Raw genomic sequence first — 15,528 nt, 5'->3', positions numbered from 1 at the left:
GGGGTGGACCGATGAGAGTCATGGCGCAGATGTCGATGGTGATGAACCTCGACAAGTGCATCGGATGCCACACGTGCTCGGTCACGTGCAAGCAGGCGTGGACGAACCGCACGGGCGTGGAGTACGTGTGGTTCAACAACGTGGAGACGCGTCCCGGCCTCGGCTACCCCCGCACCTACCAGGACCAGGAGAAGTGGCAGGGCGGGTGGGTCCGGACCAAGAAGGGCAAGCTCAAGCTCCGCGCCGGGGGGCGGTTCAAGAAGCTCGCGACGATCTTCTCCAACCCGAAGCTGCCCTCGATCCACGACTACTACGAGCCGTGGACGTACGAGTACGACATGCTGCTATCGGCTCCGCAGGGTCAGCACACGCCCGTGGCCCGGCCCAAGTCCCTGCTCACCGGCGACGACCTGAACATCTCCTGGTCGGCCAACTGGGACGACGACCTCGGCGGGTCCACGAAGACGATGGCCGACGACCCGGTGCTGCAGCACATGTCCGAGCACGTCGCGACCGAGCTCGACAAGACGTTCATGTTCTACCTGCCGCGCATCTGCGAGCACTGCCTCAACCCGTCGTGCGTCGCGTCCTGCCCGTCCGGTGCCATGTACAAGCGGGCGGAGGACGGCATCGTCCTGGTCGACCAGGACGCGTGCCGCGGCTGGCGCATGTGCGTCACCGGCTGCCCGTACAAGAAGGTGTACTTCAACCACAAGACCGGCAAGGCCGAGAAGTGCACGCTCTGCTATCCGCGCATCGAGGTCGGCCTGCCCACGGTGTGCTCCGAGACCTGCGTCGGACGCCTGCGCTACCTCGGCCTCGTCCTCTACGACGCGGACCGGGTGGGCGAGGCAGCGGCGATCGAGGACGAGCACGAGCTCCTCGCGGCGCAGCGCTCGGTGTTCCTCGACCCGCACGACCCCGAGGTCGTGGCGGCCGCGCGCGCCGAGGGCATCCCCGACGACTGGATCGACGCCGCGCAGCGCTCCCCCATCTGGGACCTCATCAGCCGGTACGAGATCGCCCTGCCGCTGCACCCCGAGTACCGCACGATGCCCATGGTCTGGTACATCCCGCCGCTGTCGCCCGTCGTGGACGTCGTCGCGGCGTCGGGCAACGACGGCGAGGACGGACGCACGCTGTTCGCGGCGATCTCCAAGATGCGCATCCCGCTGGAGTACCTCGCCGGGCTGTTCACCGCCGGAGACACCGCCCCCGTCGAACGCGTCCTGCGCCGCCTCGCCGCGATGCGCTCCGCCATGCGCGAGGTCAACCTCGGGCGCACCCTGCCCGAGGAGATCCCGGCCGCCGTCGGGATGACCGGCACCGAGATCGAGGCGATGTACCGCCTTCTCGCCATCGCCAAGTACGAGGACCGCTACGTCATCCCCACCGCCCACACGGAGATCGCACGCGAGCTCGACGAGCTGTCCTGCTCGCTCGACGTCGACGGCGGACCCGGGATGGGCGGCATGGGCCTGACGGGCGCGGGGCCGTTCGGCGACACGTCCGGGAGCCCGGTGCCCGTCGCGGTGGAGAACTTCCACGTGCTGCAGTCCCGGCAGACGGCGGACAGCCCGTACGGTCCCTCGACCCCCGGACGGGTCAACCTGCTCAACTGGGACGGCAACGGCCGCCCGCCCGGACTGTTCCCGCCCGACGAGGAGAGCGGGGTCGGCGCGTCGGGTGGGATCGCCGCCGGCGCGCCCGGGTCGCTGCCCGGCGGGCGGCAGGATGCGCGCCACGACACCCTGTACGACGGCGGTCCGGGCACCGGCGCTCCGGGCCCCCGGTCCCCGGGCACCGGGGGCGGCGACGGCTCCGGCGGGGTGGACCGATGAGGGCGCGCGCGCTGCTCCCGACGCCGGCCCTGCGGCCCGGCGCGAGGCCGAGCGGGCCGCAACCCGACCACCTGGCTCCCGTGCCGTCGTCGGGCACGCAGCGGCGCACGGCCCACATGGCCGCGTCGCTCCTGCTCGCCTACCCCGACGACGACGCGCTCGCCGCGGTCCCTGCCGTGCGTTCCGTGGCGTCCGGTCTCCCCGTCCCGGTCCGCGAGCGCCTCGACGCGTTCTGCGACCTGCTCATGACGGCGGAGCTGGGCGAACTCCAGGCGCGGTACGTCGCGACGTTCGACCTCAAGCGCAAGTGCTCGATGTACCTGTCGTACTACGCGGCGGGCGACACCCGACGGCGCGGGACGGCGCTCGTCGCGTTCGTCGAGGCGTACCGCGCGGCGGGCTGGGAGATCACCGGCTCGGAGCTCCCCGACTACCTGCCGACGGTGCTCGAGTTCTCCGCGCGCGCCACGGGCGACGACGCGCTCATCGCGGCGGGACTGCTCGCGTCGCACCGCGACGGGATCGAGGTGCTGCGGACCGCGCTCGCGAGCATGTCGAGCCCGTGGACGGGCGTCGTCGAGGCGGTGTGCCTCACGCTGCCGCCGCTCGACGAGCGCACGCAGGAGCGATACGTCGAGCTGGTCACGGCGGGGCCGCCGGCCGAGCTCGTCGGGCTGGAGCCGACGGCGCTCGCACCGTACGGGGCCTCGGCCGGCGGCCGGACGGTGGGCGAGGAGGTGGCGCGATGAGCGACGTGAGCACGGGCGAGATCCTGCTGTGGGTCGTGTTCCCGTACGTGACGTTCGCGGTGTTCGTCGTCGGGTCGGTCTGGCGCTACCGGTACGACAAGTTCGGCTGGACCACACGGTCGAGCGAGCTCTACGAGAAGCGGCTGCTGCGACTCGGCTCACCGCTGTTCCACTTCGGGCTGCTCTTCGTGATCCTCGGGCACCTCATGGGGCTCGTCATCCCCAAGTCGTGGACCGAGGCGGTGGGCATCAAGGAGGTCGCCTACCACTTCGTCGCGACGTACATGGGGTCGATCGCGGCCGTCGCGCTCGTCGCGGGGATGCTCATCCTCATCTACCGACGGCGCACCACCGGCCCCGTCTTCCGTGCCACCACGCGCATGGACAAGGCGATGTACGTGCTCCTCGCGGCGTCGATCCTCATCGGCGCGTGGGCGACGGTCCAGACCCAGCTCCTCGCCGGGAACCACGGGTACGACTACCGGGAGACCATCTCGCCGTGGTTCCGGTCGCTCTGGTACCTGCAGCCGCAGCCCGCGCTCATGGAGGGCGTGCCCGCGGCGTTCCAGCTCCACATCGTCGCGGCGAACCTGCTGTTCATCCTGTGGCCGTTCACGCGGCTCGTGCACGCGTTCTCCGCCCCGGCGCCGTACCTGTTCCGCCCGTACATCGTGTACCGCTCGCGCGACACGACCGTCGCCGCGCGTGCCCCTCGCCCGGGGTGGGACCCCTCGGAGCGCCCCGGCGGACGCTGATCCGGCGCTGAGCCGGCACTGAAGCCGACGCCGAGCGGTCGCCCCGGGCACGGGTGAATTCGCGGGCGCGGCGCACGGAACCGCGCTCCGCACGCCTCCTTCCAGGGGCGGTCGTCCCGACCGCTCCCACCACCTGGAAGAGGTACGACGATGTCCACGACCGCCCCGACGTCCGCGACACCACCCGCGGCCCGGCCGCCGCGCGCCGCCCGGCCCGCGCTCGCGTCGTCGCGACGCACCACGACGATCGCCGCCCGCGTCGACACGGTCGTCACGGCAGCCGTCGAGAAGACGGCGAGGTTCCTCACGCGCTGGTCCGTCCCCGCGCTCCGCGTCGCCCTCGGCCTCGTGTTCCTCGGCTTCGGCGCCCTGAAGTTCCTGCCCGGCGCCAGCCCCGCCGAGTCGATCGCGGCCCGCACCGTCGAGACGCTGACGTTCGGGCTCGTCAGCGGCACCGCCGCAGTGATCTTCACGGCGCTGCTCGAGGTGTTCATCGGCCTCACGCTCGTCACCGGCCGGCTCCTCAAGCTCGGCCTGCTCGCCCTCGCCGTCGCGATGCCCGGCATCCTGTCACCGCTCGTCCTCTTCACCGGCGAGCTCTTCGGCGACGGCGTGACCCTGCTCGGCCAGTACGTCCTCAAGGACATCGTGCTCATCGCCGGCGCGAGCGTCGTCGCCGCCGTCGCGCTCGGCGCCCGGCTGAAGCGCGACGCATGACACCGAGGCGCTGAGCGCGACATAGCCGGTAGAGCCGACCGCGCTCAGCGCAGAGACGACTGCAAGCGTCGCGATGAAGCACGGAAACCTCTCGAGAAGAGGGTCCCCCAGCCACCCGTCGAACACATGCTCCAAGCGGGTGACCTTGGGCGGCCTGGTCCCGCGATCGATCACGGTGCCGGGACCGAGCCCACCCGCGACCTCGGGCTCGATCAGGTAGTACCGGCGCGCTGCGCTCAGCACGGTGCATCACCGGGGACGCCGCGTCGTCGGTAGACACGATCGCGTCGGGAAGCACGCAGGGCCGTGCTCACCACTCCGCGACCACGCGCTCGGCGACCCCACGGACCACGTACAGCGACTCCGCGATACCGCGCCTCCGCGCGAAGTCCTCCGCCTCGGCGACCGCGTCCATGAAGAGCGTGCGCAGGACGGCGCGGCGGTCACCGTCCACCGGGAGGTGCGGAACCGATGCCTGCACCATGAGGTGAGCGTCCTTCGTGCTGAACCGACCCGTCCTGATCCCATCGAACCCGTTGGGATGGCTCGGGTCGTCGACAAGAAACACGACGTTGACCCAGAGTGGACTGCTGACGCCCCCGTCGCGAGAAATATTGCGCCGACTGAGGCTCCGGATCTCGTCCATCCATGCGCAACTCTCATGGTCCGAACCACTGACGGCACCAATCGAGATCGCCCTGACTTCTTTATCACTCAGCCGTACTCGCCCACCCTCGACCCACAGCTCTTTCTGCCCTGAGCCGCCGGCACGGACTGCCGCCCAGGTCGTGAGTGGCGATGAGCGGAAGCGGGCGGCGAGCCAGATCGTGAGGTCGCGAGCGATCTGGTTCACATCCTCACTCCTGGTGGTGGTGTGCTCGGAGCGCGTGTCGTCGCGGCGTTCGACCTCGAAGCCGCCCTTCGGGAGCACGGTGACCGAGGCGAACCACGGATCGTCGTCAGCGGGCCGAATGAGGACGAACCTGTTGGTGCGGGTGTCGAGATCCTCGATCAGCATGAAGAGCGCGTCCTCGGACGGGTCGTCGATGTGGTCGCCGTTCTCGGTGTCGGCAACGTAGTAGTCAGCGGCCACGTCGGCCCCCTTCTTGGTTCATCTGGCCTGGTCAGTTGGTTCAGGGATCGTCACGCCGACGCCCCGGCAGCGCAGATCCCCGTGCGACGGGTCGGCATTCACCGTCACCACTCGGACACCACGTCATCACCAATCCCACGGATCGCGTCGAGCGACTCCGCGATCCCACGCTTCCGCGCGAAGACCTCAGCCTCGCCGATCGCGTCCGTGAAGAGCCGGCGCAGGACGGCTCGGCGGTCTCCGTCCACCGGGATGTGCGGAACCGAGGCCTGCACCATGAGATGAGCGTCCTTCTTGCTGAACCGACCTGTCCTGACCCCCTCGAAGCCATTGGGGTGCCTTGGATGGTCGACGAGAAACACGACGTTCACCCGAAGCGGGCTCTCCACGCTCTCGACGAGCGCGTCAACATGGATCGTTAGGCTTCGTATATCACGAAGCCATGCGCGACTTTCAAAATCTGAGTCAGGTATGGCGCCAACCGACATTGCCCTAACCCCTTCGCCACTCACGTTCCCACACCCGCCCATCGGTCACGACTGTCGAGCCCTCCTTCACGCCTCCCGCCTAATCTCGATGCCGTTAGCTCCTTTCGCCTCGTCGGCGACAACAGCAGCACCTCTGCGCCGTGGGGACCATCAGGCGAGTTTTTTCAGAGCGCTCTCGGCAGCCTTGCGCACGCAGGCGCGCGAGTCCGCCGTCATCCGCTGGAGCCCCGGCTTTGAGCGCGGCAACGTGAGCTTTGCCAGCGCCTTCACTGCGTGACCATTCACCTCGGGGTCGTCGAGTAGTTCGATGAGCACGTCGCCAGCTTCGGCTCGTTTCGACCTTGCCAGACCGGGTACGACCATCTCGCGGGCCCGGGCATACGAGCGGTCTCTCGCAAGGTCGACCAAACTTATCGAAAAGATGATCGTCCCACACGATATCAAGCGCGTTCCCGATGACCCATCGCAGACCAAGCCCTGTCGGATCGTCGACTCGCCGAAACAAGTCGACCAGAGGACCAGTCGCGGCTGGCTTCGCCCATGGAACGCTCAGCGCCCGGACGATCTCCGTCAGCGTCTTCTTCTCGCTGGTCACCGACAGCGCGTCGACAAGTACCGGAACTGCCTGGGGATATCTGATGCCGGAACCACGGAGGTCGGCGAGCGAGGCCACATCATGGCCGACCTCACGAAGCTTCGCCAGGATCGGCTCCTCGCCGGCCGCAGGTTCACCAACCACGACATCATCGCGATCTGGTGGATCGCCCCGGAATCTAGTGTGCATCGCGACCACCGGGGCTCGGTGAGGAATCGGAACTCATCATCTCCCGGAACTTCAGTGGAACACCGGACGACTCGAATTCCCCGGCTTCGTAGTGTTGTCGCAGATCGTCGATATCGCGGATGTTTTCGGTCCACAAATCGAGTGCAAGGAGCGCATTCCGAATCATCCGGACGCGTTTCTCGTCAGGCAAGGCCACTCGCGCAAGATCGAGCGCGGCCTCAATTTCAGCGTTATCGATTCCTGGGAGCACGAGTTTTTCCAGGAAGAGTCGTTGGTGCATATCGACCACGCGGCGCGGGAGCTCCCCCGTGTGGCTGTCCATGAGCATGATCCCGAGCTCGATGGCGTACGCGTCCACAAACGTATTGCGGTCCAGGTAGATCGCCCACGTGATCGCACCGCGTTTTTTCGCCCACAGACTGCGGCGCTTCGCATATCCAAGCTGGCGCAGAATCTCGGCGATCGCCGAGCGAAGGTGTTTTCCATCCATTATGCGGGTCACCGCGCTCGCGACATCTTGAGGAACATGACCACTCATGCTTCCCCTACTCCCCGCCTCAGCGACATTCACCACTGGGTAACCACGTCATGCGCGATCCGCCGTAGCACGTCGAGCGACTCCGCGATCCCGCGCTTCCGCGCGAAGACCTCGGCCTCGGCGATCGCATCCGTCAGCAGTCGGAGCAGGACGTCGCGACGATCGCCTTCGACGATCCGAGGAACCGAGGCCTGAACCATGAGCAGGGAGTCCTTTCTGCTGAACCGACCCGTCCTGACCCCCACGAAATCGTTGGGGGCATTCGGGTTGTCAACAAGGAATACTACGTTGACCCGAATCGGGCTGTCCGCGCCCTCGGAAAGGGAGCCGAGGCGCTTTGAGAGGCTTCGGATGTCGTGCAACCATGCGCGGCTTTCTGGATCCGAGCCCAACATTGCGCCAATCGAGATTACATCCAGTTTCGATTCGTTCATCCGTATACTCCCGCCCAGGACTCGCAGTTGTCCGGCCAGGGATCGCGGTCCACGATCCACCTTTCTAGCGTCACCTACGGCGGCGGCGAGTTTGGCCGCGCCGGGTTGGGGTTCTCCCACGAATCACCTATTGGTCTCTGTCAACCCGCCACGGCATTATCTCGGCATGAACCATTCCAGCCGATTTGAGCGTTTCAAGTGCGCGCTCGGAGACCACGAGACGGCCGATTCCGTCCGTCCCCAGATCGTCCCGTCCGGGCACCCCCCAGACGTCCAGCCATAGGAATTTGGGGAGTAGCGTCGCCGGCTGCATCTCACGGAAGTCTTCGCTTACTGATACCTTGGCCGGTCGTGCAGTGTACCCGGATGAACCGATTCTGCGCAGTTTAACTAGAACATTTACCGTGACAATAAAGCACGGATAACCTTCGAGAACCGGGTCGCCCAACCAGCCTTCGATGACATATTCTAAGCGTTTGACAACAGGAGGCACGCGCGCGCGATCAATCACAGTTCCCGGGCCGATCCCGCCTGCCACCTCGGGTTCAATTACATAGTAATTCTTCGACTCGGTCAGCATGGTGGATCGAACTGGTCGCCAAGGTCACGGTCGATTTGGTCACGCTGCGCGAGAATATCCGGCCGCGACGCCGAAGGGTTCTCCCGGTAGAAGCGGTTCCAGATCTTCCGAATCTCGCTGAGATGGACTCGGCTATTTGTTTCCTTCGGTATGCCTCGCAAGTACGACAAAGAGTTTATCTCCTCCACGGTGAAGGTTCCTGGATATAGACTCAGGACCTGGCGTTCGATTGAATGGTGCACCCATACTCGACCGCGGAGCTCGGGGTGTGCCTGAAAGAAGGTCTCACGATAGCTCGAGCCCTTTCCAGCCTGGTCATCCTCGGGTTGACAGTCTGGCATGGGTGTTGCCGAGGGCTTGCCCGGGCCGCCGTCGCCGCCGCCGTCCGCACCGGGTTCGGGCGCGGTCGGGGTGGGGTTGGTTCGCTTCGACGTCGTCGCGGTGGTCGGGCCGGTGCTTCCTGGTGGCCCCGGCGTGGCGGCCATCGGGGTGCAGAGCGTGAGAGGCCCGGTCCACGCCGCACAGTCGGTGGTGACGAGCGGCTTGCCGAGGAGGCACGACTGGATGGTGCCGGTCAGTCCGCACTGTCCGTCGTCCGCTGCCTGACCGGCCGGCGAGACGAGCTGATCGACCGTCAGGAGCGGGGTCGCGTGCGACTGGTCGACGCGGAAGGGGTCGACGACCTTGCCGAGCACCTCGCGGATGATGAGGGTCGCATAGCGGCCGAGGTGAGTGTTCGTCGATCTCCAGGCGCCGTTGGACCAGTCCGTACGGTCGTTGCGATACAGGTCCGAGAGCCAGGTGGTCGTCACGACGCGCATTCCGCCGACGTTGGCGAGCGCGACGGTGCTGGAGGCGTTCCCCCAGGTATGGGTCGACGACGTGGTCCACGTGACGGGAACCGGGGCGGGGACCGGGTCGGGTCGTGGCTGCGGCCGTGGTTGTGCCTGTGGCTGTGGCTGCGGTGCAGGCGTCGATCCAGGCGCAGGTCCCACGGAGGGGCCGGTGGTCAGGCGTTGGTAGAGCTGATATCCATCGAGGATCGTGAGTGCGAGCCCCAACCCGGGGACGGCGCGCGCGGCGATCTTGGCGAGGACGGTCCGCACGGCGCGCTTGCCGATGGCCTCGGCCACCGACTCAGCGACAGACTCGGCGAGCGGGGCGGCCCGTTCGATGATGGTGGATACCCTGTCGAGCACCGGGGGCGGCATCAGCAGCGGGCTGACGGCCCAGCGGCCAGTTGGATCGGTGTTGGTGCTGGGGTTGGCGTCCGCGTAGCCGTACCGGTTGAGGGCCCCTGGCGAGGTGGCGGGCAGGGCGGTGTCGTCGCGGCTGAGGAAGGACCCGAGGGCAGGGTCGTACCAGCGAGCGCCCATCATGACGGCGCCGGTCGTCGGATCGGTCCAGTCGGACTGATAGCCGAACGTCGAAGCGCGCTCGGGAACAGGACCAGACGGGCTCGCGGAGCCCGACCAACGGCCGCCGAACGGCTCGTATCCGACGTCACCCTTGGCGCGTGACCCGGCACCAGCTCCGTCGAGCGCGATGGATCCGGTGACGTCACCACGACCGTCCAGAAGCGCGGCCCGCGCCCCGAAGCTTCCCCGAGTTGCCAGAAGTGTCCCGTCAGGCGCGCGAGTGGCGTGCTCCATCTGGCCGTCGGCATCGGGAGCCGCGACGGGATCGACGTCCAGGCCCGCGTAGTCGAACGTCGCGGCGCCGCGCATCAGCAGTCGTCCGAGCGCGTCGTACTGATAGGTCGACTCGTCGTCGGCAGTGAGATGGCCCAGCCCGTCGTACGTCAGGCGACGTTCCCCGATGCCGACGACGTTCCCGGCGGCGTCGACGTCGATCTGCGACGTTCGGGGTGGGTTGTAGTCGTCGTCCTCGGCAGTGGACACCAGTCGGTTGCGCTCGTCGTAGTCCCATGAGTGGGAGGCGACGTTGATCTGTTCGCCGGTGCGATTGCCTGCAGCGTCCCACTCGTAGGAGCGTTCGTAGGTCGCGCCCACGGTGCCGTCAGCAGCGCGCGGGCTCCACCGGGTCAGCCGGTCGGCAAGGTCATAGGTGTACTCGCCGCCGGCCTGAGCCTCCGTGGTCGAGTGCTTCGCGGTGACGTTTCCGTTGGCGTCGTACTCGTAACGCACCTCCTGGACGGGGTCCCACCCCAGGTCGTAGCCGACCACGTACTCGAGTCGCCCGTACTGGTCGTACGCGAAGTCCCCGTAACCCTGACTGTGATCTCGGGCCACAGCCCTCCCTGCGGAGTCGTATCCCCAGTCCCACCACGTACCGGCAGAAGATGCACCCTCCACCACGGCGATCTGGCCGGACTGGGCGTAGGAGTACCGGGTCGTTCCCTGCTCCGGGCCGTGCACCGCCTGATCGGCGGTCAACAACCCGTCCGCGTCGTAGGAGAATCGGTGGGTCTGCGCGGCTGTGGCCGACTCGGTGACTCTGCCCAGGTCGTCCCACGCCAGAGCGAGCAGGTCCCCCTGACCGGTTCCCGCTTCGCGCAGCCGTCCGGCCAGGTCGTAGGTGTTGGTGACATCTGCGCCCGTGTTGCGCTCCCCGCCGTCGTCCCACACCTGGGTCTGGACGAGTCGGTTCAGGTTGTCGTACGACTGCGCAGTTCCCGCCCCGCCGGGCTTGGTCTCACGGACCTGGTTCCCTGCCTCGTCGTACTCGTACTCCCAGGCGCGATCGACGAGGTCGGGGTGTCGGCTCGTCAGCGCCTCCACGACGCGCTCGACCTGCCCCCACTCGGTGTAGTCGGTCCAGGTGTCGATTCCATTGCCGTTGCGGACGCGCACGATGTTGCCCGCCGCGTCGTAGCCCAGCTGCGTCACGATCGAGCGCAACGAGTCGACCGGTTGAGTCACCTCGGTGAGGCGTCCCGCATCGTCATGGGTGTAGGTCGTCGTCGTGCCGCGCGGGTCGGTGATCGCCGTCAGGTTGCTCGAGTCGTCGTACTCGTACCGAGTGGTCAGGCGACCCCCGGCTGTGCCGACGACGGTCGAGGAGACCTCCCGCCCGGCCAGGTCGAAGACATGCTCGATCGACACACCGGTCGTCTGCACCTCACGGACGACCCGGCCCGCCACGTCGTACTCGAAACGCATCGGACTGCTGATGCCAGGCAAGCGGACGGTGACGACCTCGCCGGCCGCGTTGTGCTCGAACCGCGTCATTCGCCTGGCCGGCGTCGTCACCGACGTCAGGTTCCCGACGACGTCGTAGGCGTACGCGGTGGTGTGATCGACCGTGGGCGAGCCGTCGTCGGCTGGATCAGTGCGCTTCTCGACCGTCTCGGACACCATGCGGCCGAGAGCGTCGTAGGCGAACCGGGTACGGACACCAGTCGGGTCGGTGGTCGAGACCAGCTGGTCGGCTGCGTCGTAGGCGTAGCTGGTGGTCGCCCGCACGCCGTCGACCTCGGGGGCGCGCTCGGTGATGAGGTTGCCCGCGACGTCGTACGCGTAGTCGGTGACGTTCCCTCGCGGGTCGGTCTTGCGAACCAGGTCCCCCGCGGTGTCGTACTCGTACCGGGTGATCGACGTGACAGCGTCGCCGTCGGGCCCCTCGTAGTCCGGAAGGTGTGTCTCGATCAGGCGGCCCGCGACGTCGTAGACGTATCGGGTGACGTTGCCGAGAGAGTCCTCGGTCTCGCTGATCTGGCCGAACGCGTCGTACCCGATCTTGTCCTCGGCCCGAGCCCCGGTCTGACTCAGACCCGTGTACGCGTCCTCGCCCGAGGTGGTTGTCGGGGCGTCGACGAGGACCTCGGCCCCCTGAGCCCTGACGGGGCGTCCGATCGCGTCCGCGCTCGTCTGCGCGGTGAGGATCCCCTGGGGATCGTGGGTCCAGACGGCGTTACCCCACAGGTCCCGGTCGAACCACGTGGTCAGCGCGGCATTCTCGCCGAGCCACTGGTGGGCGAGCCCGATGTACCCGCCCAAGTCCAGCTCGTAGGTGGTCCTCTCCGTCCGGACCGCGTCGCTCAGGACATGCCCGATCGTCCGTCCGGCCCCGTCGCGCTCCGTCCGTGTCGTCCGGCCGAGACCACCCGGGTCCAGGGTGCTGGTCACCAGCCTGGACATCGCGTCGTAGACGTACGCCGTCGTTCGACCGTCACCGGAGATCGCCGCATCTCCGCCCACGGTCTCCTCGATGACGTTGCCGAGACCGTCGAGCTGACGTTCCCACAGCGAGATCGAGGTGGCCTTGCCGCCGACGACGACCCCCGTGCGGTAGGCGCGGGTGGCGTACCCGTCGTCGGTGTACTCGTAGTACGTCGGTCGTTGCAGCGCGTCCAGCTGCGACAGGAGCCGCCCGGCGACGTCGTAGGAGTGCCAGGCGATCTCCTTGCGTGCGGTGGCCCCCGGTGCTCCGACATCGGCACGGATGCTGATCAACCGGCCCCGGGAGTCGTACTGGTACTGCGTGATCCGTCCCCGTGGGTCGGTCACGGAGATCACTTGATCGGGGTTGGTCGTCGAGTAGGTGTATCGGGTGACCCCGCCGGCTGGGTCGGTCACCTCTGCCAGCCGCCCCTGAGGCGTGTAGGCATGTCTCGTCGTGCGTTCGGATCCGGTCTGTTCACCCGTGCCGCAGTCGATCGCGCGTTCGGTGGTGGTGGTCACCAGGCCGTCGGCGTCATAGGTCCGATCGATACGGAGGGCAGTGCTGACGCCCGTGACCTCGTTGCGCGTGCATGGCCGCGTCTCGCGTGTGACTCTGCCCAGCCTGTCCCGGGTGAGCTCAACTGCGGCGCCGTTGACCCTCTCTGCGACGAGGTACCCGCGCGCATCGAACGATCGCAGCACCTGGGCACCACCGGGCTCAATGATCCTCGACTGGTCACCCGCCGCGTTGTAGTCGTAGGTCGCCCTACCGGCTGCCGTCGTCTCGGTGCGCAGCAGACCAGCGGGCATCGCCTTGCCGGCGATCGGCTTCCCGTCCTCGCCGACGGCCTGCTCGCTACCCGTGGTGTACGCATAGGAGCGCTGCTCTCCGTCAGGCACACCAGGCACGGACGGCCCGTCGATCGCCACGAGCCGACCCGCGTCGTCGTACGTGTACTGCTCGGCGAACTCGGCGCCGGGTACCTCCTGGCCTGCCTGCGTGGGCACGACCTGGGCACCCATCAGTCGAGGCGGACCGTCCGGATCGGCATCGGTCGGGCGGTAGTGACTCACGCTCGTGACCTGAGTGGCGGCGTCACGCATCGCGTAGGACGCCGACAGGTTCCCCCAGCCGTCGTAGCCGAACTCCACGACGCTGTAGTTCTCGTCGATGACCGCGTTCAGCCGACCGTCCACCGCGCTGTACAGCCACCGGCGCGGGTTGCCGGTCCCCGCTCCCGCGCCGTCCTCGCGCTTGGCCTTGACCCGGAGTCTTCCTTGAACGTCGAACTCGAGGGTGTCGTAGCTGTCGTAGCAGTACTCCGCGTTGTTGCGAACCTCACGAGTTCCGCAGTACATCGCCGTCACGCCGTTGAACGAGTTGTAGGCGCTGCGGTAATAGCTCTCAAAGCCCCGCAACGGGCGAAGCAGCCTGATCGTGCGGTTGATCGCGCCCGGCTCGGAGACGACGATCGAGCGCTCCTGCCAGCTGCTCGGAATCGTCGACCACGATCCCGACGAGACCAGTCCCGGGATGGGACGCCCCGCAGCGGTCGTGCCGGAGAATCCGCTGCCCGAGGTCGAGTACCGAGTAACACCGCCCTCAGGGTCGGTCACGGTGGCGAGCCGAGAGCACGAGTAGCCGTAGGTCCACCGCGCCGGTCCGACCCCCGAACCCCGGTCGACGCTGACGGCGGTGATGTACGGGCGCGTCGGGCGTACGGACGTCGCACATGTCGTACCCGTCGTCGACCACGTGACGTCGATCGCTCGGCCCGACGGACGCTGGGTGATCCGGGTGATCAGCCCGTCGGTATAGGTCAGCTGCCATGCCCCCGCGCCTTCGACGGAGAACTCCTCGAGTCGGCCGGTCGTGCTGTTGTAGACGATCGTCTCTCCCGTGGACTGCGTCACGGTGGTGCGGGAGCTGTTGTAGGTCAAGCGGTTGGTCGTGCCCAGCTCGGTCCGGGCGACCCATTGGCCCGCTGCGTTGCGACCGAAGTTCTCCTGCCGGCCGTCGGGATAGGTCAACCGGATGAGGCTGTTCCCCGGCTCATACACCATTCGGGCATCGAAGAGCGACAGCCATCCCTTGCCGAATGCTCCCTCAGTGGACAGCGCCCCGGACGAGAAAGTGCGCTCGAGCTTGAGCGGCAGACCCCCACCAGGAAGCTCGGCGTCGATCGTGCGATGCACGAAGACGCCATAGGGAAGAACGAGGCCGTGCACGTTTGTCAGACCCAGGCCGTTGCCCACGAGCCGCCAGTCGTCCGGGGCGGGAACCACGACCCAGAACGGCAGGACGTTCGAGGTCGCGTCGGTAGTCGCCACCCCGTCCGACACGAGGGCGCCCCAGTAGTACGCGCCGCCCCAGGAGAGACCCGTCGCCTGCCAGCGCGGGGACGACTGCCAGGACGACACCCGACAGCCGATGGTCAGCGCGGCGTCCTGACAGACCTTGAACTGGTACGACAGTCGACTCGGAGCCGGCCAGGCGTCCGGGTCCGATCCGGTCACGGTCAGGAAGGGATTGCGGTCGGTGACCGTGGCGTTCGCGAGCGGAGTCGAGTACGTCAACGACGGCGGCTGATTGACGACCGTGAGCTGGAAGTTCGACGAGCAGGACCCATAGTCGGTGAGCCAGCCCGCTCCTGCCACGTGGATGTCCCACGCCAACAACCAGGTTCCCGGTGGGAGCCTTCCGATCGTCGCGTCAAAGGATGTCCATCCGCCGATCGCATCGGTGATCAGCGGAATGGAGGTCGTCGGGCGCGTACCGGGGACGAGATTCCCGCTGGTGTCGAACACCTGATAGGTCACGGCGGAGCCAACAGGCCAATCGTGGGTTCCTTGATTCGTCACCCGGACCCGGTACTTGCCGTCGCGGTTGTTCCACACCGCCGTGACCATCGACTCGACAGCCATGCGCCCTTGATATGGCTGATTCGGCACGGGTTCACACGCAGCAGCAACTGCAGAGGGCGCATCGTCGGCCGCATCCGTCGTCGCAGCCGAACCGCTTTCGACCTTGTCCGCCGTGACGGTGTCTCTCGGAGCAGGCAGCTCGGCCTTCGCCATCTGCTCCTGTGCGCGTTCCGCCGCGACGCCAGACGCAGGCCCGACGACAGACGGCGCCGGCGCACCTGCGACGACGTCCTCCGTCAAGGAGTCGGTCACTGCGTCGACCTGGTCGTCGATCTGCGACTCGACCGCTGCCAACCGCTGGGCCTGCTCACTCCCCGCAGGTGGGCGTTCTGGTTCCGGAGGCTCAGGCCGCTCCAGGTCGCCCTCGGGCGGCACGTACGCCGAGTCCGGGACCGTGGTCAGCGGCTCCGGGCCCACAGGCAGCGCGGGTTCACCGCGACCCGACTGGTCGGCCGACGCGGGAACGATCACCCCGCACAGGAGTGCGAGCGCGACCACTC

General features: G+C 67.5%; 11 protein-coding genes. 4 read left to right on the top strand and 7 right to left on the bottom strand.

The features are described from left to right. Positions 1 to 11: 11 nt before the first annotated feature. From narH to AC4H2H_RS10225, 4 genes are all read left to right on the top strand, one after another. Positions 12 to 1,841: a nitrate reductase subunit beta gene (gene narH, locus AC4H2H_RS10240; RefSeq protein ID WP_494370702.1), complete on the top strand. Its 1,830-nt coding sequence runs from the start codon at positions 12 to 14 to the stop codon at positions 1,839 to 1,841. Further along, positions 1,838 to 2,590 (top strand): nitrate reductase molybdenum cofactor assembly chaperone, encoded by a 753-nt coding sequence (gene narJ / locus AC4H2H_RS10235; RefSeq protein ID WP_494370701.1) that lies wholly within the window; start codon positions 1,838 to 1,840, stop codon positions 2,588 to 2,590. The genes narH and narJ overlap by 4 nt, the downstream gene beginning before the upstream one ends. Beyond that, the gene (narI, locus tag AC4H2H_RS10230; protein WP_494370700.1) at positions 2,587 to 3,345 is read left to right on the top strand and encodes a respiratory nitrate reductase subunit gamma; all 759 of its coding nucleotides are present in this window, start codon (positions 2,587 to 2,589) and stop codon (positions 3,343 to 3,345) included. Before narJ ends, narI begins: the two co-directional genes overlap by 4 nt. Before the next feature lie 150 nt (positions 3,346 to 3,495). Then, entirely contained in the window at positions 3,496 to 4,062 is a 567-nt protein-coding gene (locus tag AC4H2H_RS10225) for a DoxX family membrane protein (protein ID WP_494370699.1), read from the top strand. Positions 4,063 to 4,372: 310 nt separating this feature from the next. On the opposite strand, the gene AC4H2H_RS10220 is transcribed toward AC4H2H_RS10225, so the two are convergent. The 7 genes from AC4H2H_RS10220 to AC4H2H_RS10190 all read right to left on the bottom strand — a co-directional run bounded on the left by AC4H2H_RS10220 (position 4,373) and on the right by AC4H2H_RS10190 (position 15,526). Further along, complete coding sequence (locus AC4H2H_RS10220) at positions 4,373 to 5,155, bottom strand: hypothetical protein (protein WP_494370698.1); 783 nt, start codon at positions 5,153 to 5,155, stop codon at positions 4,373 to 4,375. A gap of 104 nt (positions 5,156 to 5,259) precedes the next feature. Beyond that, positions 5,260 to 5,544 (bottom strand): hypothetical protein, encoded by a 285-nt coding sequence (locus AC4H2H_RS10215; RefSeq protein WP_494370697.1) that lies wholly within the window; start codon positions 5,542 to 5,544, stop codon positions 5,260 to 5,262. A gap of 249 nt (positions 5,545 to 5,793) precedes the next feature. After that, positions 5,794 to 6,051: a HEAT repeat domain-containing protein gene (locus AC4H2H_RS10210; protein WP_494370696.1), complete on the bottom strand. Its 258-nt coding sequence runs from the start codon at positions 6,049 to 6,051 to the stop codon at positions 5,794 to 5,796. 365 nt (positions 6,052 to 6,416) lie between these two features. Continuing rightward, entirely contained in the window at positions 6,417 to 6,965 is a 549-nt protein-coding gene (locus AC4H2H_RS10205; protein WP_494370695.1) for a hypothetical protein, read from the bottom strand. Positions 6,966 to 6,994: 29 nt separating this feature from the next. After that, the gene (locus tag AC4H2H_RS10200) at positions 6,995 to 7,399 is read right to left on the bottom strand and encodes a hypothetical protein (protein WP_494370694.1); all 405 of its coding nucleotides are present in this window, start codon (positions 7,397 to 7,399) and stop codon (positions 6,995 to 6,997) included. 127 nt (positions 7,400 to 7,526) lie between these two features. After that, entirely contained in the window at positions 7,527 to 7,979 is a 453-nt protein-coding gene (locus AC4H2H_RS10195) for a hypothetical protein (protein WP_494370693.1), read from the bottom strand. Then, positions 7,973 to 15,526, bottom strand: coding sequence for an RHS repeat-associated core domain-containing protein (locus AC4H2H_RS10190; protein WP_494370692.1), 7,554 nt, complete (start codon positions 15,524 to 15,526; stop codon positions 7,973 to 7,975). The genes AC4H2H_RS10195 and AC4H2H_RS10190 overlap by 7 nt, the downstream gene beginning before the upstream one ends. Positions 15,527 to 15,528: the final 2 nt, after the last annotated feature.

Source organism: Cellulosimicrobium sp. BMG9.22 (assembly GCF_059159975.1).
Note: the sequence above shows the minus strand (reverse complement) of the source record. Positions and strands in the feature narration are given on the sequence as shown.

Excerpts from the sequence above, each read along its gene's own strand:
- narH (WP_494370702.1), top strand. The coding sequence starts at position 12 with ATGAGAGTCATGGCGCAGATGTCGATGGTGATGAACCTCGACAAGTGC.
- narJ (WP_494370701.1), top strand. The coding sequence starts at position 1,838 with ATGAGGGCGCGCGCGCTGCTCCCGACGCCGGCCCTGCGGCCCGGCGCG.
- narI (WP_494370700.1), top strand. The coding sequence starts at position 2,587 with ATGAGCGACGTGAGCACGGGCGAGATCCTGCTGTGGGTCGTGTTCCCG.
- AC4H2H_RS10225 (WP_494370699.1), top strand. The coding sequence starts at position 3,496 with ATGTCCACGACCGCCCCGACGTCCGCGACACCACCCGCGGCCCGGCCG.
- AC4H2H_RS10205 (WP_494370695.1), bottom strand. The coding sequence starts at position 6,965 with ATGAGTGGTCATGTTCCTCAAGATGTCGCGAGCGCGGTGACCCGCATA.
- AC4H2H_RS10200 (WP_494370694.1), bottom strand. The coding sequence starts at position 7,399 with ATGAACGAATCGAAACTGGATGTAATCTCGATTGGCGCAATGTTGGGC.
- AC4H2H_RS10195 (WP_494370693.1), bottom strand. The coding sequence starts at position 7,979 with ATGCTGACCGAGTCGAAGAATTACTATGTAATTGAACCCGAGGTGGCA.